A 21,912-nucleotide genomic window follows, 5' to 3' on the forward strand; every position below is an offset into this window, starting at 1 on the left:
GGTAGCGGTGCTCGTAAACATGCAACTGGGCGGCCACGTCGCGGTATTTTACAATAGGGCCGGCGATCAGCTGGGGGAACATGACCACATAGGCGCCGAAATCGATGATGTTGTGCTCGGCGTTCACATCGCGCCGGTATACGTCGATGGAGTAGCTCATGGTCTGGAAGGTATAAAAGCTGATGCCCAGCGGCAGCACCGTGGCGGCCTCGATCAGGCCGATGGAGAGGCCAAACAGGCTGTTCACCGTTCCGATCAGGAAGTTCGTGTATTTGAAGAACACCAGCATGGAAAGGCTGCCCACGATGGAAACAATCAAAAACAGCCGCCGCATTTTGGGGGTTTGATCGAACTTTTCCATTGCAAGGCCGGAGAAATAGTTGATCAGGATGAGCACAACCATCACCGGGAAGAATTTCACCTCGCCCCAGGAATAGAACACCAGGCTGCACACAAACAGCGCCAGGTTTTTCAGCTTGGCGGGCGCGAGATAATACAGCGCCAGGGTGATGGGCAGAAAACGGAACAGGAACAGGATGGTACTGAAGACCAAGCGATTCACTCCTTCACACAAAAGGCCGGTACCGAACCCCCGGTACCGACCTTGTTTTTAAACCAAAACGATCAGCTCAGCGCCTCGTCGATGGCTTTGTCGATCTCGGCGTAATCGGCACCCTGGGTGTTGGCGACCACCATTACCACATAGTCGCCTTTTTCCACGATGCGGGCATCCTTGGCCATCTCCTCCATGGCGGCAAACTCGGCGTACATGCCGCCGCTGGAAATGCTGGTTTTGTAGGCGGCAAGCTCTGTTTTTACTTCGCCTGCTTTGCCTTCGGCCGCCTTGATCACCAGGATCAGGGCACTGTTGCCTTGGTCGTTGCTCATTTTACCGGCATATTCCAGGATATTATCCTTGGTGAGCAGCATGGTGAGGGTCAGATCGTTGTCGTTGACGTCGCGGGGGTTGGAAACAGGGTTCGCCTTTTCCACCGCGGCCACCACGTCGCCCAGATTATAGGTTTTATTTTCGCTGCCGGAGTTGCCGCAGCCCGCCAGGGCCAAGGCGGCCAGGGCGACGGAAAGCGCAAGGGCAAGAAACTTTTTCATGGGTCGGTCTCTCTCTTTCTTCTGGAAAATTATGCTTCAATTCTATCGTATCCAAAGGCGCATTGCAAGGCTTACATTCAGTGTTCACGAAATTTTACACTTTATTCACTGCCGGAGGCCGGAGGAAGCTCGGGCGGGTTCGGCACTGTGACCGGCTCGCTCAGGCCCTTTTTCATGGGCTTGTCCAGCGCCTGCCACAGCGCTTTAAACACCCGGCTGGAAACCGTGGCGCCGCTTAGGGCGTCCACCTGCACCTTGCCTGGGCTTTTGGCCCCCAGCAGCAGTTCTGCGTAATGCCGGCTCACCAGCTGCGGCGTGGCGCCGGTCACAGGCTGCATGAGCCGGGCGTAGTGTTCGTCCTCGCTCTTTTTTTGCCCGGCAACGCCCAGCGCATCAAATTCAGCGCTCTGAATGGCCCCGTCGGCCACAGTGACGGTGAGATAATCCTGATAGCCCAGGCTGTCGAAATCCGCAAGCCGCGCGGTGTAAGTGCCGTCCTTCAGGCCGCAGCCCGCAAGGCCGATGGCCAGCAGCAGGCAGACCGCCAATTTTGCATGGCGCTTCATGAGGCGCCTCCTTTTCGATTCGGTTTTATTTTATACTTTCATTATAAAAGATAAAGCTTTGGCCTGCAAGGCCGGGGCCGGGAAAAAACCAAATCTCCGGCTTTTTCTTGACAGAAAGGGGGTGGGGGACGTAAGATGAAAGCGCATTCTGATTGGGGAGAAGAAAGAGAGGAATCGGTTTTGAAACCAAGCAAGACCCGCCAGGTGGCGCTTTCCGGCCTACTGTTTGCCCTGGCCATGGCGCTGTCGTTTATGGAATCGGCCATCGCTCCGCTTCTGGGGCTTATGCCGGGGGTGAAAATCGGCCTGGCAAATATCGTTGTAATGTACGCGCTGTTTTTTATGGGCTTTCCTCAGGCGCTGAGCCTGGCGGTACTGAAAGCCCTGTTCGTTCTGCTTACCCGAGGGGCGGTGGCCGGGCTTTTGAGCCTGTGCGGCGGCCTGCTCTCGCTGCTGGTGATGTGGCTGCTGTATAAGCTGCCAAAGCGGCCCACCTATTTTATCCTTTCGGTGTGCGGCTCGCTGGCTCACAATGTGGGGCAGATGATTGCGGCCAGCTTTGTGCTGGGAAGCCGGCTGGCGCTTACCTATGCGCCGGTGCTGATCGTTTCGGGCTTGGGCATGGGGTGGGTCACCAGCGCAAGCCTGGCTGCAATTTTACCCGCATTGGGTCGCATGGGGTTCAATACGAAAAAATAGCTGAAGGCTGTTTTGGGCCGCCCCCCTTACAGGCCGGCCCGGGCGCTTCAAGCGGGGCACAAAGGCACCGAAGAAAAAACTAAAAAATTTTCCAAAAAGGTGTTGACGAAATAATACCTTGGTGGTATACTTTGAGCATAACAAGGAAACGTTCCTATTAAGCGGACGGTTCCCAATAACAATAAACAAAATTTTGGAGGATACGAATTATGGCTAAGTTTGTTTGCACCGTTTGTGGTTACATCGCCGAGGGCGCTGCCCCCGATTTCTGCCCTGTCTGCAAGGCTCCCAAGGATAAGTTCGTGGAAAAGACCGAGAACAGCTATGTGACCGAGCATGTGGTGGGCATTGCCCAGTCCGGTGTGCCTGAGGACATTATCGAGGGTTTGCGCATGAACTTCAACGGCGAGTGCAGCGAGGTGGGCATGTATCTGGCCATGAGCCGTGTGGCTGACCGCGAGGGCTACCCCGAGATTGCCGAGGCCTGGAAGCGCTATGCGTTTGAAGAGGCCGAGCACGCCGCCAAGTTTGCCGAACTGCTGGGCGAGGTGCTGACCGACAGCACCGAGAAGAACCTGCGCATGCGTGTGGACGCCGAGTGCGGCGCCTGCAGCGGCAAGATGGACATTGCCAAACGCGCCAAAGAGCTGGGTCTGGACGCCATCCACGACACCGTGCACGAAATGGCCAAGGATGAGGCCCGTCACGGCCGCGGCATGCAGGGCCTGCTCGAGCGCTACTTCGGCAACAAGTAAAAAATACATCAAAATGAAAGCACGCCCCTGAAGAATTCTTCGGGGGCGTGCTTCATTGCTTTGCAGCGGCCGCTTTTTATTCAAAAATTTCGTGTTGGACCGGCGTGTCCAGCTTGCGATAAGCTGTAAAGTTTCCTTGCTTGTCACATGTTGCGAGGAACACATCGCTGATCTGGCCGATGTCCTGGCTGTGCAGCTGTTTTTCCAGCCACTGCATATCCCGCCCGCTGTATTTCAGGTTTTGCTCCAGAACCTGGCCGTCCAGGATCAGGTTGATGGCAAGGGTTTCGGGCGCCGGTTCCAGCTGCAGATCCTGCGGGGTCACAGGCCGCTCGGCGGCGAGCGGCATAAAGCTGATCTGGCCGTTTGTTTCCAGCACGGCCGCCTCCAGCTGGCTCAGGTCAAAATAGCCTGCGACCCGGCATTGGGTCAAGAATTCGTTCACGTCCATTTTGGCTTTCATGAGGTTTGCCTTATAGATCTTACCCTCTTCAAACAGCACCAGCGGCTTGCCGCTGAAAAATTTGCGAAGCGGAATGGACTTGCAGGTAATTACATTGATGAGCACGGTCACAAGGCCGTATACAATGGTGGCGGTGAGCGGTTCCCACCAATTTTCCAGTTCGGTGGCAAACTCGGCGGCAATGGAACCGACGGTGATGCTGTTGATGTAGTCGAACATGCTCATCTGGCTGATCTGGCGCTGGCCGATGAGCTTGCAAAGGCAGAACAGCACGGCAATCGACACAAGGCTGGTGAGAATAATGCGCAGAATATCTGTAAAAATGTCCACGGCGGGGCCTCCTTGAAAGGTTTGTTTGATATGGTTTAGGATGTGCGGCGCGCCGCAAAATATGCTTCTTGTGCTATGGGGCGCAATCGGCTACAATAAAGGCAGAAGCTCCCGATAAAATGCGAGGAGGCGCAGGCATGCGGCATATTTTTATTGTGAACCCGGTTTCGGGCAAAGCGGACGCCAGTGGTACGCTGGTGCCCCGGATCATCACTGCGGCCAAGGGGCTGGAGGCGGAGTATGAAGTGCAGCTTACGGAATACCCCGGGCACGCCGTGCAGCTTGCACGGCAGGCGGCCCAAGGCGGCCCGGTGCGGCTGTACGCCTGCGGGGGCGACGGAACCCTGAACGAGGTCCTGATGGGCGCCAGGGAGAGTGAAACCGCCGAGGTGGCCTGTGTTCCCTGCGGCAGCGGAAATGATTTTGTGCGCAATTTCGGCGGCGGGGAGCGTTTTTTGGATCTGCCGGACCTGATGCAGGGGCATGCGGTGCCCATTGACCTGATTGAGACCCAATACGGCATTGCCGCCGCCATCTGCTCGGCCGGGCTGGACGCGCAGGTGGCCTATGGGATCCCAAAATTCCGGCGTTTGCCGCTGTGCGGCGGTTCCATGGCCTATAATCTTTCCATTGCCCAGTGTGTGTGCGGGCGCATGGGGCACAAGCTGCGGGTAACTGCGGATGGGGAAGTGCTGGAAGATGATTTTTTGATGCTGGCGATCTGCAACGGATGCGCCTACGGAGGTGGCTTTGTGGCGGCCCCCGAGGCGGATATGAACGACGGTGAGCTGGATCTGGTGCTGGTAAAAAAGATCAGCCGGCTGCGCATGGCAAGGGTGATCGGGCTTTATAAAAGCGGGGCGCATATCCAAAACGGCCGGGTCGCGCCGGAGGTGGCGGATATCATTACATACAAACGGGTGCGCCAGGTGGAGCTGGAAACGCTGGACGGCCGGCCCATTGTGGTAACGCAGGACGGCGAATGTGCCCCGCGCAACACGCTCACTGCAAAAGTGAAGCCCAGCGCTGCCAGGGTGGTGCTGCCAAAAAGTTGGTTTGAACGCCGGGCGTAACAGGGCCGCCGGGGCAGTTGCCCCGGCGCTCTTTTTTTCGCTGGGGACAGAGGGGAAAAGCCCTTTTCTGCCGTTCACAAAAAATTTTTATTTTTCCCCCTTGATTTTTTGAGAACAAGTGACTAAAATATACATTAGCACTCAATAAGTTCGAGTGCTAAAACAGATGGCTTCAAAAAATAAATTTATTTGATGGGAGGAACGTTTCCATGAAAATCAAACCTCTTGCCGATCGCGTTGTGATCAAGACCGTAGAGGCCGAGGAAACCACCAAGAGCGGGATTATTTTGGCCGGCTCTGCAAAGGAAAAGCCCCAGGTGGCCGAGGTTCTGGCCGTGGGGCCGGGAGGTCTTGTGGACGGCAAGGAAGTGACCATGATCGTGAAGGTGGGCGACCGGGTGCTCACCAGCAAATATTCCGGCACCGAGGTCAAGGTGGACGGCGAGGAGTGCACCATTGTGCGCCAGAGCGACATCCTGGCCGTTGTGGAGGAATAAATTTCCGCTGAAAATTCACTTTTAAATAAAAGGAGAGATTTTTTATGGCAAAGCAGATTCTGCACGGCGCGGAGGCCCGCAAGGCCCTGAGCGCTGGCATTGATACCCTGGCGGATACCGTCAAGATCACCCTGGGCCCCAAGGGCCGCAATGTGGTGCTGGGCAAAAAGTTCGGCAGCCCTGTGATCACCAACGACGGCGTGACCATTGCGAAGGAGATCGAACTGAAGGACGCCTTTGAAAACATGGGCGCCCAGCTGGTACGCGAGGTCGCCACCAAAACCAACGACGCCGCCGGCGACGGCACCACCACCGCCACTGTGCTGGCCCAGGCCCTGGTGAGTGAGGGCATGAAAAACGTGACCGCCGGCGCCAACCCCATGGATGTGAAGCGCGGCATCCAGAAGGCCGTGAAGGCTGCCGTGGAGGCGTTTGCTGCCAACAGCCAGAAGGTACATGGCTCGCAGGATATCGCCCGCGTGGCCACCGTGTCTGCCGGCGATTCCACCGTGGGTGAGCTGATTGCTGAGGCGATGGAAAAGGTGAGCAACGACGGTGTGATCACCATCGAGGAGAGCAAGACCGCCGAGACCTACACCGAAGTGGTGGAGGGCATGCAGTTTGACCGCGGCTATATCACCCCCTATATGGTCACCGACACCGAGAAGATGGAAGCCGACATTGACGACGCTTACGTTCTGATCACCGACAAGAAGATCAGCGTGATCCAGGATCTGCTGCCCCTGCTGGAGCAGATTGTGCAGAGCGGCAAAAAGCTGGTCATCATTGCCGAGGATGTGGAGGGCGAAGCCCTGTCCACCCTGATCGTGAACCGCCTGCGCGGCACCTTTGTGTGCGTGGCCGTAAAAGCCCCCGGCTTTGGCGACCGCCGCAAGGAGATGCTGCAGGATATCGCCATTCTGACCGGCGGCCAGGTCATCAGCGAGGAGCTGGGTTACGAGCTGAAGGACGCCACCGTGGAGATGCTGGGCCGCGCCCGGCAGGTCAAGGTGACCAAAGAGACCACCACCGTGGTGGACGGCGCCGGCGACAAGGACGCGATCAAGGACCGTGTGGCCCAGATCCGCGCCCAGATGGAAGTTGCCACCAGCGATTTCGATAAGGAAAAGCTGCAGGAGCGGCTGGCAAAGCTCTCCGGCGGTGTGGCTGTGATCAAGGTTGGCGCGGCCACCGAAGTGGAGATGAAGGAGAAGAAGCTCCGCGTGGAGGATGCACTGAACGCCACCAAGGCTGCTGTGGAAGAGGGCATTGTGGCCGGCGGCGGCACCGCCACCATCAACGCCATGCCCGCCGTGGAAAAGGTGTGCAGCGAACTGGAAGGCGACGAGCGCACCGGTGCCCGCATTGTGCTGAAGGCCCTGGAATCCCCCCTGCGCCAGATCGCGGCCAACGCCGGTCTGGAAGGCAGCGTTATCATCGACAAGATCCTGGCTGCCGACAGGCCCAACTACGGCTTTGACGCCCAGAAGGAAGCTTACTGCGACATGATCGAGGCCGGCATTGTGGATCCCACCAAGGTGACCCGCTCCGCCCTGGAGAATGCGGCCAGCGTAGCTTCCATGGTGCTTACCACCGAGAGCCTGGTGGCCGACGAGCCGGAACCGCCGGCCCCGGCGGCCCCCGCGCCTGACATGGGCGGCATGTACTAAGCGTTTTAAAGCACAGTCCAGAACATGCGGCTCTGCCCTTGAACGGCGTTTGACAAAACCTGCAAAAGAACCGGCGCCCGCTTTTAAAGCGGGCGCCGGTTCTTTTTTGTTTGCCGCGGGCGCAGGGAGGGAATACTTTTCTCAAAAGCGCAGAAGGGGTGTGCAGCATTGACACAAAAAAGGATCGTGGCGTTGTTCGGAACGTTTCTGGCGGCGTTTGGAGTGGTGATGGGGCGGCTGTTTTTGCTGGCGCAGAACACCACCTATGCCCAAACGGCCCGTGAGCAAACGGTCACTACCCTGGCACTGGAACCCCAGCGGGGCAATTTGTACGATTGTAAGGGGAGCTGCCTGACCAGTTACGGTACACGCTATTTTGCGCTCTCGATCCCCGGCGAGAGCAGCTATGCAGAGCTGTTTCACTATGTGCCCTATTCCAGCCAGACCCTGCTGTATGAAAAGCGGAACGCGCTGGCTCCCTTTTTGATCGAGGTGGACCGGGATCTAACCGACAAAGGCATTTACACCTATACTGTGCCGGGGCGCTATTTTCCCACGCCGGTGGCGGAACATCTGATCGGATACCTGGATGGCGAGGGACACGGCGTGGCCGGGCTGGAAGCGGCGTTCGACGAACTGCTGAGCCAGGACCGCCCCGCCAGCTATGTGCAGTGCGCCACCACTGCACAGGGGACCCTGCTGGAAGGCACGCAGCCCCAGCTGATTACCGAGCAAAAGGACAGCCAGGGGATCATGCTGACCCTGGATGGAGCCATGCAGCGTGCCTGTGAAGGTGTTGCGGCAAGCACCATGCAGAAGGGCTGCATCCTGGTGCTGGACACCGCCACGGCCAAGGTGCGCGCCAGCGTGAGCCTGCCGGCCTTTGACCCGGAAGCGGTGGAGAAGAGCATCCGCGCGCAGGATACCTCGCTGCTCAACCGGGCGTTCTGCCAGTTCAACGTGGGTTCAGTCTTCAAGCCTGTGCTTGCGGCAGCCGCGCTGGAAAAAGGGCTGGACTGGTACAGCATCGAGTGCGAGGGCTATGTGGACGTGAACGGCCAGGTCTACCGCTGCGCGCTGAGCCGGGCCCATGGACTGGTGAACCTGAAAAGCGCCCTGGAGAAAAGCTGCAACAGTTTTTTTATTGAATTGGGGCTGAAGCTGGGGGGGAAGGCCATTCTTTCGGAAGCCGAGGCGTTCGGCTTTGGCCAGCCCACGTATTTGGCGGGCGGCCTTAAAAGCGCGGCGGGCACGCTGCCCAGCGAGGAAACGGTGCAGGATATTGGCCAGCTTGCAAACTTCAGCTTTGGGCAGGGGCAGCTCACCGCAACGCCGCTGCAGATGGCGGCGGCCATGAATGTGATCGCCTCGGACGGGCAGTACCGCACCCCGGCGTTTTTGGAGGGCGTGGTGGACGAGGCCGGCCGGCAGGTGGAACAAACGCTGTATGAACCGCAGGTGCGCCGGGCCATCAGCACAAATACCGCCGCCGCGCTGCGCTCTATGCTGGCGGGCGTGGTGGAGGAGGGCATCGGCAAAGAGGCGGCCCCGGAGTACGGCGCCGCGGGCGGCAAGACCGGCACAGCCCAGACCGGGGTGAAAAACCAGGAGGATGTGGAGCTGATGAATTATTGGTTTGCAGGCTTTTGGCCCGCCGAGGCGCCCCGCTATACCATTGTGATCCTGCAGGATGGGATAACCGAGCCGGAGGTGAGCTCGGCAGCGGTGTTCGCCAAGGTCTGCAATGCGCTTTACTGGCTTCAGGAGCCGGCTGAAAACAGTTGACAAGCCGTTTTGCGGGCGATATAATCATAAGGTAAACAATAGCATGGCTGTGATGGGGCCAATGGCAAGCAAAAGGCTTTCAGAGAGGGGACCGCTCGGTGCAAGGTCCCTGCCGGGCGCTGCCGTATGCCACCCCTGAGCCCCCGGCGAGGAACCGGGCGTATCCGCGGCGTTAACGCGGCAAGAGCGGCGGCCCTTGAGGCCGCAATTTGGGTGGTACCACGGAAGCTGTTTTGGCCTTCGTCCCTTGACCAGGGGCGAGGGCTATTCTTTTTTGGGGACCGCCGCCCACAGGCAAATGCGTAACATACAGTAGAGGAGAAGCGAGAGAATATGGAATGGACCGGTTTGAACGAACTGCGGGAAAAATACCTTTCTTTTTTTGAGAGCAAAGGGCACCTGCGCCTGGGCAGCTTTCCGCTGGTGCCAAAAAACGACAACAGCCTGCTGCTGATCAACAGCGGCATGGCCCCCATGAAAAAATGGTTCCTGGGCCAGGAGGAGCCGCCCTGCCGCCGCGTGACTACCTGCCAGAAGTGCATCCGTACCCCGGATATCGAGCGGGTGGGAATCACCGCGCGCCATGGCACCTATTTTGAGATGCTGGGCAATTTCAGCTTCCAGGATTATTTCAAAAAAGAGGCCATTGCCTGGTCGTGGGAGTTTTTGACCGGGGTGCTGGCGATCCCCGCCGAACTGCTCTACATCTCGGTCTACCTGGAAGACGACGAGGCGTGGGATATCTGGACCAAGGAGATCGGCATCCCCGAGGACCACATGGTGCGCTTCGGCAAGGAGGACAACTTCTGGGAGCACGGCTCCGGCCCCTGCGGCCCCTGCAGCGAGATCTATTTCGACCGGGGCCCCGAGCACGGGTGCGGCAAGCCGGACTGCAAGGTCGGGTGCGACTGCGACCGCTATATGGAGGTCTGGAACCTGGTGTTCAGCCAGTTCGACTCGGACGGCAAGGGCAATTATGAGCTGCTGGAAAAGCCCAATATCGATACCGGCATGGGCCTGGAACGCCTGGCCTGCGTGCTGCAGAACGTGGGCAACCTGTTCGAGGTGGACACCGTGCGCGCCATCCTGAACCATGTGGAGCGTATTTCCGGAAAGACCTACGGGCAGGACGAAAAGACCGATATTTCAATCCGGGTCGTGACCGATCACATCCGTTCCACGGCGTTTATGGTGAGCGACGGCATCCTGCCCTCCAACGAGGGGCGGGGCTATGTGCTGCGCCGCCTGCTGCGCCGCGCCGCCCGCCACGGCCGCATGCTTGGCATCGGCCGGCCATTCCTCACTGAGCTGGTGGAGACCGTGATCCAGGAGAACAAGGCCGGCTACCCGGAGCTGGAAGAGCACGCGGACTACATTAAAAAAGTGATCGGCACCGAGGAAGAGCGGTTCTACAAGACCATCGACCAGGGAATAAACATTCTGAACGGCCTGATCGAGAATGTGCGCGCCGCCGCGCAGGCCGGGCGCGAGGCCATCCTCTCCGGGATCGACGCCTTTAAGCTGAACGACACGTTTGGCTTCCCGCTGGACCTCACCAAGGAGATCGCCGCAGAGGCTGGCATTCTGGTGGATGAGGACAACTTCCGTGCGGAGATGAAAAAGCAGCGGGAGCAGGCCCGCAGAGACCGGCTTTCCCGCGATATTTCCGGCTGGGCGGCCGACCTGTTCGGCGAACTGACCGCAGAGCCCACCTGCTTTACCGGGTACGACACCCTGGAGGACAAGGGCGTGATCCTTGCGCTCTCGGATGGGGAGGAGCTACTGGACGCGGTGTCTACGGACGAGGGGGCCAAAGAGGGCGTTCTGGCGGTGCTGGACCGTACCCCCTTCTACGCCGAGAGCGGCGGCCAGGTGGCGGATACCGGTTCGATTGTAACGGCGGACGGCGCGCGCCTGGAAGTGCGCGATGTGAAAAAGACCCCCAAGGGATATTTTGTGCACACCTGCACCCTGCTGGAGGGCACCGCCAAAACGGGCGACACTGTGACCACCAGCGTTTCCAAGGGGCGGCGCGGCGCCATTGCCCGCAACCACACCAGCGCCCACCTTCTGCAAAAGGCCCTGCGCGAGGTGCTGGGGAGCCACGTGCACCAGGCGGGGTCCTACGAGGACGACGAGCGGGTCCGGTTTGACTTTACCCATTTCAGCGCCGTGACGCCGGAAGAGCTTTCGCTGGTGGAGCACATTGTGAACCGAAAAATTTTTGAGGCGCTGGATGTGGAGGTCCGCACCATGCCCCTGGCCGAAGCCAAAAAAATGGGGGCGATGGCCCTGTTCGGCGAAAAGTACGGCGATGTTGTGCGGGTGGTGGACGTAAACGGCTGGTCCACCGAGTTCTGCGGCGGCACCCATGTAAAAAATACCGCGCAGCTGGGCTGCTTTAAGATCCTGAACGAGTCCAGTGTTGCGGCGGGTATCCGCCGCATCGAAGGCACCACCGGTTACGGTGTGCTTCGCCTGCTGGACGAGCGCACCGAAATGCTGCAGCAGGCGGCGGGCGCGCTGAAAGTGAACAATCTCAAAGACCTGCCCCTGCGCGCCGCAGCACTGGCAGGCGAGGTCAAAAGTCTTGCCCGGGAGCTGGAGCAGGTTAAGGCCGCGGCGGCGGCCAGCCAGATCGAAGGCCTGTTCGAGAGTGCGGCGGACGTGAATGGAATCAAAATTCTTACCGCCTATTTTTCGGGGACGGCACCGGAGGCGCTGCGCAGCATGAGCGAAAAGGTGCGGGATAAAGCCCCCAATGTGGTAAGCGCCCTGGTGGGCAGCAGCGAGGGCAAGCTGACCCTGGCGGTGGCCTGCGGCAAGGGGGCGCTGGGCGCCGGCCTGAAGGCAGGCGTGCTTGCAAAGCAGATCGCCGCCATTGCGGGCGGCAACGGCGGCGGCAAGCCCGACCTGGCGATGGCCGGCCTCAAGGATGAAACCAAGATCGACGAGGCGCTGAACGCGGTGTCCGGTATCGTGAAAGCGGCCCTGGAGGGCTGAGCCGAAAGTTCAAGCACAGCCGCGCCCGGGGAGCAAGGCCCCGGGGCGGCAAAGAAAGGAGCAGGGAAGCATGGACGATTGCCTTTTTTGTAAAATTGCGGCAGGGCAGATCCCGGCAAACAAACTGTTCGAGGACGAGCAGATCCTGGCTTTTTACGACATAGACCCCCAGGCGCCGGTGCACTTTTTGGTCATTCCCAAAAAGCACATTCCGTCGGCCGCCTGCCTTACCGAACAGGAGGGGGCGTTGCTGGCCCATATTTATGCCGTCATAGCACAGCTGTGCCGGGAACTGGGCTGTGAAAACGGGTATCGGGTAGTTACCAATGTGGGGGCCGACGGCGGCCAAAGCGTGCCGCACCTGCATTTCCACGTGCTTGCAAAGCGCAGCCTTGCCTGGCCCCCGGGCTGAGCGGCATAGGCCTTACTGTGTTTTGAATCAGAAGGGAAGGAATCTATAATACCATGAACGACACATATACTCTGCATGTGGCGGGCCTTACCCGCGAGCTGCCCATCTGCGCCATCAACGAACACCTGGAGATCGCGGCGTTTATTATGTTCAGCGATGTGGAGCTTACCGTGGCCTGCGCCGAAGCCCTGCTGAAAAAATGCCCCGAATTTGATGTTCTGGTAACGGCCGAGGCAAAAGGGATTCCCCTGGCCTACGAGATGAGCCGCCAGAGCGGGAAGCTTTATATCCCCGCCCGAAAAGGCGAAAAACTTTACATGCGTGAGCCGGTGGTGGTGGAGGATCAGTCCATCACCACCAGCGCCCGCCAGAAGCTGGTCATTGACCGCAAGGATCTGGACGCCATGAACGGCAAACGGGTGCTGATTGTGGACGATGTGATCAGCACCGGCGGTTCGCTGCACGCGCTGGAAGCCCTGGTGGGGCGCAGCACCGGCACGGTGGTGGCCCGCGCCGCAGTGCTGGCCGAGGGCGACGCCGCAGACCGCACCGATATCGTGTACCTGGAAAAGCTGCCGCTGTTTACCCGCTAAGGCGCAGTGAGGCGGCCGCTTGCAGCTGTTTGCTGCGCATACGCTCTTACCCAGCTGGCTGCTGCATTTCTGCCGCCGGCGGCTTTGGTGCCGCTTGCGGCAGTTTTTGTTTGCCTTTTGTCCGCGGCGCTGGCCTGCAAAAAGCGGGGCTATGCCCGGTTGCTGCCTCTGGCCTGCCTTGCGGCGCTGGCAGTGCAGGGGGCAGGCGTGTGGGGCGCGGCCCGGCCTGCGTTTGAGCTGGCCGGCCAAACGCCGCGGCTCACCGTGCGGGTGGAAGAAACCAGCCCCGGGTATGCCGACGGCATGGTGCGGGCAAGGCTGGAAGTGCTTGCCGCAGAGGGCAGAGCCCTGGGGCCGCTGCGCCGCTTTTGCATTATCTGCCCGGCATTTCCCGAAGCGCAGCCGGGCGAAATTTACGAGGGTGCGTTTTCGCTGAGCGCGCTGGAAAAAGACAGCTACTATTATGGGAACCTGGCCGACCGGGTGTATCTGGAGGGCGAGAGCGGACCGCTGGAGCGCCGGGGTGCAAGCGGTGCACTTCGCTTTAAGCTGCTGGAAGTGCGGCGCACGCTTTCGGCCAGTTTGCGGAAGTATCTCCCCCGGGAAGAGGGCGGCGTGCTGGCCGCCATGACGGTGGGCGACAGATCACATGTTTCGGGCGAGCTGCGCAGCGCATACCGCGCGGCGGGCGCATCCCATCTGCTGGTCGTGTCCGGCCTGCACCTCACGCTGCTCTGCGGGGCATTTTTGGGCAACCGCCCTGTGGGCGGGCGGCTGCGAAAATTAAAGGCGCTGGGCGCGATCTGCGCGGTGCTTTTTATGATGGGGCTTACCGGGTTTACCCCGTCGGTCACAAGGGCCGGCATTGCAGCGCTTATTTTCTATTTTGGCGCGCTGCTGCTGCAGCCTGCCGATTCCTTTACCTCCCTGGGCGTGGCGGCGGTGCTGATCAGCCTGCAGGGGCCATATGCGCTGTGTGACCTGGGGCTGCAGCTCTCGTTTGCGGCCACATTGGGGGTATTGACGGCGGGCAAAATGGCACGCCCGCTGCGGGCGTGGGCGCGCGATGCAAAGCGGAAAGCGGCAACAGCCCTGGCAAAAGCCAGCGAGCTGCTGCTGTGCCCGGTCTTTGCAGCACTTTTTACCCTGCCGGTGCAATTGGCCGGTGGGCTGACGCCCAGCGGCGTATCGGTGCTGGCAAGCCTGCTGGCGCTGCCGCTGATGGGGCCGACCCTCGTGTGCGGGCTGCTGGCCGGGCTGTGCGGGCTTGTGCCGGGGCTGGATTTTGCGGCGAGGGTATTCTCGCTGGGCGGCGGACTTCTGGTAAGGCTGCTCAACGCAGTGGCCACGCATCTGGCGGCGCTGCCCCTGGCCCGCCTGCGCCTGCCGCGGGGCTATGCACTTTTGGTTCTGGCACTGGCCGTGCTGCTCTGGCTGGCCGCCCGGCGCCTGCGCAAAATGCGGTGGCTGGCCGCTGTGTTTCCCTGCATGCTGGCGCTGGCCGTGCTTTGCTATACAGGCCTTATGCGCGGGACCGTGCGCGTGGCGCTGGTGGGCAGCGCCGCCATGCCCTGCGTTGTGGCGGTGGAAGATGGCCGTGCGCTGGTGGCGTTTCAGGGCGGCAGCGCCAATGCGCAGAAGGTACAGGAATACCTTGAGGAACAGGGCATCGGCCAGATCGCCTGCCTGGTGGACCTGCGCCGCCGGCCGGGCGAGCTGACGCTTGCGGCCCAGCGCACGGTGACCGCGCAGGAGCTGCCGCAAAATACTGCCGCCGAAGCCCGTGTTTGTGATATAATGGGAACGGTATTCCGCCTGAAAGGCGGCAATTTGCTGATTTTGGATATTGAGGGCTGCAAGCTGGCCGCTGTGACCGGAAAGCCGCTGGCAGCCCAGCCGCTGAAAGTGGATTTTTTGGTGGGCGGCGGCACTGCGCCGGGCGCGATTGAGCCCGGCACACTGCTGAGCGCCAAACGTTACGATTGGCATGCAGGATATGCTGCACAGTTCTATTATGCATCACAAGGGGCGGAGGTGTGGATCCGCCCCGGCCGGTCGGTAATGCTCAAGGGGGGCAGTTATGCTGTACAGTGAACAAAAAAGGAATGCCGCGCTACAAAATGGGGCGCCGGTGTTTTATTTCTATTCCACCGACCCGTTTTTGGCCCGCTCTGCTGCCGACAAAACAGCCGCCGCACTGGTGGACCAGGGGGGCGAAACCACTCGGCTGGACGGGCCTTCCCCCACGGTGGAAGAGATCGTAATGGCCGCGGGGACCATCTCTTTTTTTGGAACCCGCCGTGTGGTGGAGCTGCCCGCCCTGCAGCCCTCGGCCTATACCGATAAGGATATGAACGAGGTGTGCGATACGCTGAAAAGCGCCGAGAACGCGGTATTTGTGATCTACAGCGTGCTGCCGGAGGAACGTGGAAAGATCAAACTGGGCAAACAGGCGAAAAAGCTGGCCGAGACCTGCGAGGCGCTGGGCTATGCCGCCGAGATATCCCGCCCCGGCCCGCAGGAGATCCGCCGCCTTTTGCGGGAACGCGCGGAAAAGCAGGGAACCGCGCTCCCGGAAAATGCGGCGGCGGCACTGCTGGAGCGGTGCGGGCAGGACCTGTTCCTTTTGGAAAACGAGGTGGACAAACTTGCCGCCGCCAGCGGCTATACCGAGATCAGCCCCGCGCTGGTGGCGGAGATGGGTACCCTGGATCTGGAGGCGGATGTGTTTGAGATGGTGCGCCATGTCACCGCCCGCAATCCCTTCAAGGCCTGTGAGAAGCTGGAGACCCTTTTGCGGCTGCAGAACGAGCCGATTGCGATCACCGCAGCGCTGATCGGCAGCTATGTGGATATGTACCGCGTGAAGGCCGGGCAGCAGAAAAAGAAGGCATACGGCCAGGTACACAAGGATTTTGGGTACAAAGGCAGCGATTTCCGGCTGAAAAAGAGCAGTGAGACCGCCGCGCGCTACACCCCTGCGCAATTGGCCCGCTGCCTGGAGATCCTGGCGGAGCTGGATAAAAGCCTGAAGGGGTCGCCGGTGGGGGGAGATATTTTGCTGCAGGCCGCTTTGTGCCAGCTGGCGGCCGGGGGGCGCCCATGAGCGGGAGGCTGCGCATCCGGCAGGTGCTGGTGGTGGAGGGAAAATACGACGCCGCGGCCCTGGCAGGGGTGGTGGACGGGCTGATCCTGACCACCGACGGCTTTGGAATTTATAAAGACAAAGAAACGCAGGCTCTTTTAAAGGAATTGGGCCGTGCGCGGGGGGTCATATTGCTCACAGACCCGGACGCCGCAGGCTTTCGCATCCGCAATTATGTGGCGAACCTGGTGGGGCAGGAACATGTGCGGCAGGCCTATGTGCCCGCTGTGCCCGGCAAAGAGAGCCGCAAGGAACAGCCCGGCAGGGAAGGGCTGCTGGGCGTGGAGGGTCTGCCTGCCGCCACCCTGCGAAAGGCTGTTCTGGACGCGGGCGCCGAGCCTGCCGCCCCGCGTGCGGGCCGGCCCATCACCTATGCCGATCTGTATGCATGGGGGCTCTCGGGCACGGCGGGCAGCCAGCAGGCGCGCTTTGCGCTGCTGGGCAGGCTGGGCCTGCCGCCGCGGCTCTCAAAACGCGCTTTGTGCCAGGTGCTGAACAGCCTGCACACCTGGGAAGAAATTGAAGAGCTGTGCAAAGGAGCGCCGGAAAAGCAATGATGCTTTTCCGGCGCTCCTTTGCCTGAAAAAACGCGGGAAAGATCCCCGCCGGGCGGCTCTGAGGTCAAACAGGAAACGACCTTAGCTTTTCATTCAGTTTGGCGTAAATATGTTCGCGAATCCAGGGCTCGCTGGAAGCCTGCACGGCGCCCTCCGGGCTGAACCACCGCACGCCGCTGTTCTCATCCGGCTTTACAAAAAGCTCGTCCTTTTCATCCGCTTCCAAAAGATAGGTGAGGTTGAGGTGCAGGTGCGAGGATACATAAGCGCCGCGCTTGATATGCCCGTCCACAGTCAAAACTTCCACGGAATAGATCTCAGGAGAGACCGGGCGCACATTTTTCAGCCCGCTCTCCTCCGCCGCCTCCCGCAGGGCGACCTGCAAAAGGTTCCGTTCCCCGTCGGCATGGCCACCCAGCCAGGCCCAGGAGCGGTAGATGTTATGGTACGCCATCAACACCTTTGTCCGGCCCGGATTTACGACCCAGGCCGAGGCGGTCATGTGCGCCAGGCGGCTTTGGCGGGAAAAAGGGTCCTCCGGACCCCCGAAACACCCCAGGATCAGGGCCTGATCCGCCTGTTCCTGTTCATTAAAAGGGCGGTAAAGCCTGAGCTGTTCTGCAAGATCCATAAAAGCCTCCCGTGATGTTGGTGTGTGAAAGCCGCAGGAAAAGAACCCGCTATTTTAACTGGCCGTTCAATACCTGCTGGCAGTACCAGGGTTTTTCCAGCTGAAAGCACCGCCCGCTCACCCCCGCAAGCTCCGGCCCGGCAAGGGTGGGGAAGGTGAGCTTCCAGGCGCAGAGCGCCTGGTATTTGAACTTCAGCTCCCGGTTGGCCGGGTTGCTGCCGTATTTCCCATCGCCCAGAATGGGGCAGCCGATGCTGGCCAAATGAGCTCGGATCTGGTGGGTGCGGCCTGTTACGAGCTCGACCCGCAAAAGGGCCAGTCTGCCGCTCACGGCCAGGGTGTCGTACCGGGTTTCGATTTGGCGCGCGGCAGGGCCGGGGCGGCTGGTGACGGTCACCTTGCCCTTGGCGGCATCCTTTACAAGGTACCCTCGCAGAGCAGCCTCGGGAGGCTGCGGGCGGCCGAAGGTGACGCACAGGTATTCCTTTTTCAGCTTTCGGTCCCGTATGAGGCCGGTGAGCAGGGCCTCGGCGGCCGGCGTTTTTGCCAGCACCACAAGCCCGCTGGTGCCGGTGTCCAGCCGGTGGCAGAGCGCAGGTGCAAAGCCCTGCCCGGGGCGATATTCTCCGCGCTGAAAAAGGTAGAGCAGCACGCGGTTCAGCAGCGTATCGGCCTGTTCACCGCTCACCGGCAGGCCGGCGGGTTTGTCGGCCAGGAGCAGGAACGGGTCCTCATAAACCACCCTGGCCGGATATTTGAGCTGCAAAAAGGCCGGGCCGTCCGCCAGGGGGGATGCGGCAAGCTGATCGTCCGGCAAAAAAAGCCGGATCTCATCCCCGGCCTGCACCCGGGTGGAGAGCGGGAGCTTTTTGCCGTTGAGCTTGATCTTGTTTTCCCGCAGGGCCTTGTTCAGCCGCCCCAGGCTGAGGGCGGGGAACTGGCGCAGCAGATATTGATCCAGCCGTACAGGGGCCGGTGCGCTTACGAAAATCAGCTTCATGAAACAGCCTCCAAACTTTTCCCGGCCAGCGCGCGCGCGTCCTGGGTATCCAGGGTCACCATCAGCCAGCCCTCGTCCGCGTCGCTCACATTCAGGATGGGGTAATCTGCACCGCCCGCCCGCAGGGCTTTTGCGCCCGCCAGTTTGCGGCGCAGAAAGGGGGTGTCGTAAAAGAGAACCACCTTGTTTTCATCCGCCTGGCGGCCAATGGCCTCCAGGTTCAGGCTCAAAACGCCAGCGGACCAGTGATCGTCGGAATAGTCGGCCAGGTGAAAGGGAAATGCCTCACTGTAGGCTGTGGCAAGCGGACTGGAAAAGGAATCGCCCAGCCCCGGTGCGATCACGTATACGGCCGGGTGTGCGCCGCCGGCATCCCGGAAGGAGAGCAGCCCGCACCAGGCGCCCGCCTGGCTGGCGGCGTCGGCCAAAGCCAGAAAGGTTTCCTCGCGCTCGGTCACGAACAGGCAACCGGCGGGCAGTTCGCCCCGCAGGATGGCGCTGCGGTACTTCTGCGCCGCGGCCGTGGCCCCGGCTTCGTCGTAGCGGGCGGCAAAGGAGGTGTCGGCGCTGGTCATTCCGGCGTCTGCGGCGTACAGAGCAAGGCGCAGGCCGGTCTGCTTCAAGGGGTCGAGAGCGATCAGGTGGGAATAACGCCCCGCCGCCGCTTCAAAAAAGCCGCTGGTCTCACACAAAGCGGGGGTCGTGCCGGTCACCGTGTCGGCCACGGCAGGTTCATATTGCCGCAGTGAAACTGCTTTTGCCGCCAGGGCGGGGGAAAGGTCGAGCAGCTGCACCGCACACAAAACGGCCAGCGCCGCGGCGCTGAGATCGCGCCCCTTTACCGAACGAAACATGCGGGCAAGCCCCGCCACGCAGAACAGCATGAGCAGATAGTACACCGGCCAAAACAACCGCCCGCTGGAGCGGAAGGTGGTGGCAAGCTCTGTGACCAGCTGGGGCAGCGGCAGCCGCAGCAGCACAGCCCCGTTAGCGGTAATCACGTTGCTCACCGCAAAGCCGGTGAGGCACAGGCAGACCAGCAGCAGGCAGAAATGGCGCCTGCACCACAGGAAGGGATGGACTGTTTTGCGGCGGACGAGGGCCCACAGCCCCACGCCGAGGCAGCCCAGCAGCACGCCGAGCCCCAGATAGTTAAAACCGTCGTAGTTGCCCAGGACCTGATTCTGCACCGGCAGCAGCAGGCTCCAGCGAAGGCCCAGGCTGGAGGGGTTCCACAGCGCGTTTAAATTCATGCAGAAATGCCCGTAGCTGATGCCGCTTCCGCCCGAGCTGCTGCCGCCCTGGAACAGGCCGAACAGCCAGCCCACGGCCAGCGTGGCGGTCAGGTTACCGGCCAGGTACAACAGGGGCTTTGCCAGGCTCCGGCTGCACACCGCATGCTCCGCCAGCAGCGCAAAGGTGAGGGCGTAGGTCATGGGTACAAAATAGGGGTGCAGGGCAAAAGCAAGGCAATTCAGGGCAAACAGGCCCTTGTAGGCAAAACGGTTTTGCCTGCGGCCCAGCAGGTAGTAGTACAGCGCACCCAGGATCAAAAAGTGGGCCGCCAGCGAGGTGTGGCGGAACGCCCGCTCCAACAGGATGGGGCTCGCCACAAACGGCACCGCCCCCAGCAGCGCGGGCAGGGTCCTGCGGGTAAAAAGCCCGGCAAGCAGCGCGCCGAACCCACCCTGAAGCATAAAACAGAACAGCGTGTAAATGCCGAAATACTGAAAGGTGGAGGGCAAAAGCGGCGAGAGCAGCCGGAACAGGGCGGCAAACAGGGGGATCGAGTCGGTAAAAGCGACGCTCAGGCCCGCGGGCCAGTTGATGCGCTGGGTAAAACAGAGCGGCAGCCCCAGGGGCGACTGGCGGTAGAACAGCCACCCCGCGTAGTGCTGCTGGATATCCTGCTCCACGTAGCCGCCGCGCAGAAAAGCGTCGTTTGTGACGTTCAGGGGGCCAAAGCCGTACAGCAGCAGGAACACCGCGAGGCCAAGCAGCGCCCCCAGCAAAAACCGCGTTTGAGTTTCCCGTTTTGAATGTTCCATCCTGACCCCCATGGCAAAGGTTTGACTTTTTTGTTCTTATTATAAAGGATGCGCAGATAAAATACAATTTTGTTTGCGGCATACCGCCTGCCCGGCGTTGACATCGCGGGGCGGCTGTTGTATTATAATAAAGCTTGCCGCTATGGCGGAATTGGCAGACGCAAGGGACTTAAAATCCCTCGGTGGCAACACTGTACCGGTTCGATCCCGGTTAGCGGCACCATTGGCGCTTATAAAAATTCTCAGAGCAGGGGCTGCTCACGGGGGTTTGGGTTAAGCGCAAAAGATAAAGAGCCATCCAAGAGTTTTTGCTCGGGATGGCTCTTTATCTTTATAAATGAGACCGGAGTGGGGCAGGGGAGCTTTTTCAGGCCCGGCGGCAGGGGATAAGTGATACTTTTGCGCCCCCGGCTGGGCAAAATGCAGAACTTTCCGGTCGTTTTTCTGGGTTGTTTGAGGAAAACGCTTAAATTTGAACCAACCATGAATTTGGTCTTGCAACCCGGTGCGCGATTTGCTATGATAGAAAAAATCGCGGAAGGGGGAAGCGCGCCATGACCATGCAGCCCGAACGTTTTGAACTGTTCATGCCGCTGGCATTTCCCGCTGACCGTGTTTTTATTATTGATGTTTCCTTTCAGCATTGCCGTTTTTAAAACGGCAATGCTTATTTTTTTGTCTTCTTTATGGGCAGGCTTTGGCCGGCCGTTAAGATAGAGAGTGAAGTATGAGGAGGAATTTGTAAATGAACGAGAACAAGCAAATCAATGAAGGCATTTACGACGCCCGCCAGCTGGGCGTGCCCAAGATGCTGATCCTGGGCGTGCAGCACACCTTCGCCATGTTTGGCGCCACGGTGCTGGTGCCGCTGCTCACCGGCCTGAGCGTGTCCACCACGCTGCTGTGCGCGGGCCTGGGAACACTGCTGTTCCACCTGCTCACCAAAGGCAAGGTGCCCGCGTTCCTGGGGTCGTCGTTCGCGTTCCTGGGCGGCTTTGCCATCGTGGCGCCCATGGTCGACGGCAAGCCCAACCTGGAAATGCTGCCCTATGCCTGCGGCGGCGTGGTGTTTGCGGGCCTGGTGTACCTGCTGATGAGCGGGCTGATCAGCGTGTTCGGCGTGCGCAGGATCATGCGCTTCTTCCCGCCGGTGGTCACGGGGCCCATCATCATTGCCATCGGGCTGATCCTGGCGCCCAGCGCCATCAACAACTGCACCACCAACTGGCTGCTGGCCATTGTGGCGCTTGCCGTGGTGGTGGGGTGCAACATCTGGGGCAGGGGCATGATCAAGATCCTGCCCATCCTGCTGGGCGTACTGGTGTCCTACGCGGTGGCCCTGGTGACCGGTGCGGTGGACTTTACCGCCATCCGCGAGGCCGCCTGGCTGGGCTTTCCCGTGCACGGTTCCGCCCTGGCGAAATTTGATATTTCGGCCATTCTTACCATCATGCCCATCGCACTGGCAACCATGATGGAGCACATCGGCGATGTTGCGGCCATCAGCGCCACCACCGGCAAAAACTACATCCGCGACCCGGGCCTGAACCGCACCCTGCTGGGCGACGGCCTGGC

General features: G+C 60.5%; 19 protein-coding genes, 1 tRNA gene and 1 pseudogene. 14 read left to right on the forward strand and 7 right to left on the reverse strand.

Going from position 1 to position 21,912, the window contains the following annotated elements:
- The 3 genes and pseudogenes from ACMLHZ_RS05230 to ACMLHZ_RS05240 form a co-directional block, all read right to left on the reverse strand.
- Nucleotides 1–553: pseudogene (locus ACMLHZ_RS05230) on the reverse strand (MBOAT family protein); the annotation flags it as partial.
- 71 nt (nucleotides 554–624) lie between these two features.
- Nucleotides 625–1,110, reverse strand: coding sequence for a DUF4358 domain-containing protein (locus tag ACMLHZ_RS05235; protein WP_418666730.1), 486 nt, complete (start codon nucleotides 1,108–1,110; stop codon nucleotides 625–627).
- A gap of 101 nt (nucleotides 1,111–1,211) precedes the next feature.
- Entirely contained in the window at nucleotides 1,212–1,676 is a 465-nt protein-coding gene (locus tag ACMLHZ_RS05240) for an FMN-binding protein (protein WP_418666731.1), read from the reverse strand.
- 135 nt (nucleotides 1,677–1,811) lie between these two features.
- Here ACMLHZ_RS05240 and ACMLHZ_RS05245 point away from each other — a divergent pair, with 135 nt between their 5' ends.
- A complete protein-coding gene (locus ACMLHZ_RS05245; protein ID WP_418666732.1) occupies nucleotides 1,812–2,375 on the forward strand; it encodes a Gx transporter family protein in 564 nt (187 codons plus the stop codon).
- Between the two features lie 209 nt (nucleotides 2,376–2,584).
- Nucleotides 2,585–3,130: an NADH peroxidase gene (locus ACMLHZ_RS05250; RefSeq protein WP_177566181.1), complete on the forward strand. Its 546-nt coding sequence runs from the start codon at nucleotides 2,585–2,587 to the stop codon at nucleotides 3,128–3,130.
- Nucleotides 3,131–3,206: 76 nt separating this feature from the next.
- Here the strand turns inward: ACMLHZ_RS05250 and ACMLHZ_RS05255 are convergent, their stop codons facing one another.
- Entirely contained in the window at nucleotides 3,207–3,923 is a 717-nt protein-coding gene (locus tag ACMLHZ_RS05255; RefSeq protein WP_418666733.1) for a YetF domain-containing protein, read from the reverse strand.
- Nucleotides 3,924–4,060: 137 nt separating this feature from the next.
- Here ACMLHZ_RS05255 and ACMLHZ_RS05260 point away from each other — a divergent pair, with 137 nt between their 5' ends.
- The 10 genes from ACMLHZ_RS05260 to ACMLHZ_RS05305 all read left to right on the forward strand — a co-directional run bounded on the left by ACMLHZ_RS05260 (nucleotide 4,061) and on the right by ACMLHZ_RS05305 (nucleotide 16,658).
- Nucleotides 4,061–4,996, forward strand: coding sequence for a diacylglycerol/lipid kinase family protein (locus ACMLHZ_RS05260; protein WP_418666734.1), 936 nt, complete (start codon nucleotides 4,061–4,063; stop codon nucleotides 4,994–4,996).
- 209 nt (nucleotides 4,997–5,205) lie between these two features.
- Nucleotides 5,206–5,493, forward strand: a complete 288-nt coding sequence (locus ACMLHZ_RS05265) for a co-chaperone GroES (RefSeq protein ID WP_177566185.1) — start codon at nucleotides 5,206–5,208, stop codon at nucleotides 5,491–5,493.
- A gap of 44 nt (nucleotides 5,494–5,537) precedes the next feature.
- Entirely contained in the window at nucleotides 5,538–7,163 is a 1,626-nt protein-coding gene (gene groL, locus ACMLHZ_RS05270; protein WP_418666735.1) for a chaperonin GroEL, read from the forward strand.
- 168 nt (nucleotides 7,164–7,331) lie between these two features.
- Entirely contained in the window at nucleotides 7,332–8,948 is a 1,617-nt protein-coding gene (locus ACMLHZ_RS05275) for a peptidoglycan D,D-transpeptidase FtsI family protein (RefSeq protein WP_418666736.1), read from the forward strand.
- A gap of 333 nt (nucleotides 8,949–9,281) precedes the next feature.
- Nucleotides 9,282–11,951: an alanine--tRNA ligase gene (gene alaS, locus ACMLHZ_RS05280; protein ID WP_418666737.1), complete on the forward strand. Its 2,670-nt coding sequence runs from the start codon at nucleotides 9,282–9,284 to the stop codon at nucleotides 11,949–11,951.
- 70 nt (nucleotides 11,952–12,021) lie between these two features.
- Entirely contained in the window at nucleotides 12,022–12,363 is a 342-nt protein-coding gene (locus ACMLHZ_RS05285; protein WP_418666738.1) for a histidine triad nucleotide-binding protein, read from the forward strand.
- Between the two features lie 53 nt (nucleotides 12,364–12,416).
- A complete protein-coding gene (locus ACMLHZ_RS05290; RefSeq protein WP_418666739.1) occupies nucleotides 12,417–12,956 on the forward strand; it encodes a phosphoribosyltransferase family protein in 540 nt (179 codons plus the stop codon).
- 87 nt (nucleotides 12,957–13,043) lie between these two features.
- On the forward strand, nucleotides 13,044–15,050 hold the full coding sequence (locus tag ACMLHZ_RS05295; RefSeq protein WP_418666740.1) for a ComEC/Rec2 family competence protein: 2,007 nt from the start codon (nucleotides 13,044–13,046) through the stop codon (nucleotides 15,048–15,050).
- Complete coding sequence (holA, locus tag ACMLHZ_RS05300) at nucleotides 15,037–16,062, forward strand: DNA polymerase III subunit delta (RefSeq protein WP_418666741.1); 1,026 nt, start codon at nucleotides 15,037–15,039, stop codon at nucleotides 16,060–16,062. The genes ACMLHZ_RS05295 and holA overlap by 14 nt, the downstream gene beginning before the upstream one ends.
- Nucleotides 16,059–16,658 (forward strand): toprim domain-containing protein, encoded by a 600-nt coding sequence (locus ACMLHZ_RS05305; protein WP_418666742.1) that lies wholly within the window; start codon nucleotides 16,059–16,061, stop codon nucleotides 16,656–16,658. Before holA ends, ACMLHZ_RS05305 begins: the two co-directional genes overlap by 4 nt.
- Before the next feature lie 64 nt (nucleotides 16,659–16,722).
- On the opposite strand, the gene ACMLHZ_RS05310 is transcribed toward ACMLHZ_RS05305, so the two are convergent.
- The 3 genes from ACMLHZ_RS05310 to ACMLHZ_RS05320 are packed head-to-tail and all read right to left on the reverse strand — an operon-like array spanning nucleotide 16,723 to nucleotide 20,337.
- The gene (locus ACMLHZ_RS05310) at nucleotides 16,723–17,289 is read right to left on the reverse strand and encodes an NUDIX hydrolase (protein ID WP_418666743.1); all 567 of its coding nucleotides are present in this window, start codon (nucleotides 17,287–17,289) and stop codon (nucleotides 16,723–16,725) included.
- A gap of 49 nt (nucleotides 17,290–17,338) precedes the next feature.
- Nucleotides 17,339–18,289 (reverse strand): RluA family pseudouridine synthase, encoded by a 951-nt coding sequence (locus tag ACMLHZ_RS05315; RefSeq protein ID WP_418666744.1) that lies wholly within the window; start codon nucleotides 18,287–18,289, stop codon nucleotides 17,339–17,341.
- Entirely contained in the window at nucleotides 18,286–20,337 is a 2,052-nt protein-coding gene (locus ACMLHZ_RS05320; RefSeq protein ID WP_418666745.1) for a DUF6311 domain-containing protein, read from the reverse strand. The genes ACMLHZ_RS05315 and ACMLHZ_RS05320 overlap by 4 nt, the downstream gene beginning before the upstream one ends.
- Before the next feature lie 136 nt (nucleotides 20,338–20,473).
- On the opposite strand from ACMLHZ_RS05320, the gene ACMLHZ_RS05325 reads away from it, so the two are divergent.
- A tRNA-Leu gene (locus tag ACMLHZ_RS05325) sits at nucleotides 20,474–20,560 on the forward strand.
- A 522-nt stretch (nucleotides 20,561–21,082) separates the two neighbouring features.
- Nucleotides 21,083–21,912 (forward strand): uracil-xanthine permease family protein (locus ACMLHZ_RS05330; protein WP_418666746.1); only part of this gene is annotated, 830 nt, incomplete at its 3' end.

Origin of the sequence: Allofournierella sp. (genome assembly GCF_048388525.1) — a bacterium.
GTDB lineage: Bacteria > Bacillota > Clostridia > Oscillospirales > Ruminococcaceae > BQOK01.

What these genes read in the sequence shown, in the direction of transcription:
- alaS (WP_418666737.1), top strand. Translation starts at nt 9,282, where the DNA reads ATGGAATGGACCGGTTTGAACGAACTGCGGGAAAAATACCTTTCTTTT.
- holA (WP_418666741.1), top strand. Translation starts at nt 15,037, where the DNA reads ATGCTGTACAGTGAACAAAAAAGGAATGCCGCGCTACAAAATGGGGCG.
- ACMLHZ_RS05250 (WP_177566181.1), top strand. Translation starts at nt 2,585, where the DNA reads ATGGCTAAGTTTGTTTGCACCGTTTGTGGTTACATCGCCGAGGGCGCT.
- ACMLHZ_RS05310 (WP_418666743.1), bottom strand. Translation starts at nt 17,289, where the DNA reads ATGGATCTTGCAGAACAGCTCAGGCTTTACCGCCCTTTTAATGAACAG.
- ACMLHZ_RS05320 (WP_418666745.1), bottom strand. Translation starts at nt 20,337, where the DNA reads ATGGAACATTCAAAACGGGAAACTCAAACGCGGTTTTTGCTGGGGGCG.
- ACMLHZ_RS05260 (WP_418666734.1), top strand. Translation starts at nt 4,061, where the DNA reads ATGCGGCATATTTTTATTGTGAACCCGGTTTCGGGCAAAGCGGACGCC.
- groL (WP_418666735.1), top strand. Translation starts at nt 5,538, where the DNA reads ATGGCAAAGCAGATTCTGCACGGCGCGGAGGCCCGCAAGGCCCTGAGC.
- ACMLHZ_RS05315 (WP_418666744.1), bottom strand. Translation starts at nt 18,289, where the DNA reads ATGAAGCTGATTTTCGTAAGCGCACCGGCCCCTGTACGGCTGGATCAA.
- ACMLHZ_RS05265 (WP_177566185.1), top strand. Translation starts at nt 5,206, where the DNA reads ATGAAAATCAAACCTCTTGCCGATCGCGTTGTGATCAAGACCGTAGAG.
- ACMLHZ_RS05305 (WP_418666742.1), top strand. Translation starts at nt 16,059, where the DNA reads ATGAGCGGGAGGCTGCGCATCCGGCAGGTGCTGGTGGTGGAGGGAAAA.
- ACMLHZ_RS05235 (WP_418666730.1), bottom strand. Translation starts at nt 1,110, where the DNA reads ATGAAAAAGTTTCTTGCCCTTGCGCTTTCCGTCGCCCTGGCCGCCTTG.
- ACMLHZ_RS05240 (WP_418666731.1), bottom strand. Translation starts at nt 1,676, where the DNA reads ATGAAGCGCCATGCAAAATTGGCGGTCTGCCTGCTGCTGGCCATCGGC.
- ACMLHZ_RS05245 (WP_418666732.1), top strand. Translation starts at nt 1,812, where the DNA reads ATGAAAGCGCATTCTGATTGGGGAGAAGAAAGAGAGGAATCGGTTTTG.
- ACMLHZ_RS05290 (WP_418666739.1), top strand. Translation starts at nt 12,417, where the DNA reads ATGAACGACACATATACTCTGCATGTGGCGGGCCTTACCCGCGAGCTG.
- ACMLHZ_RS05285 (WP_418666738.1), top strand. Translation starts at nt 12,022, where the DNA reads ATGGACGATTGCCTTTTTTGTAAAATTGCGGCAGGGCAGATCCCGGCA.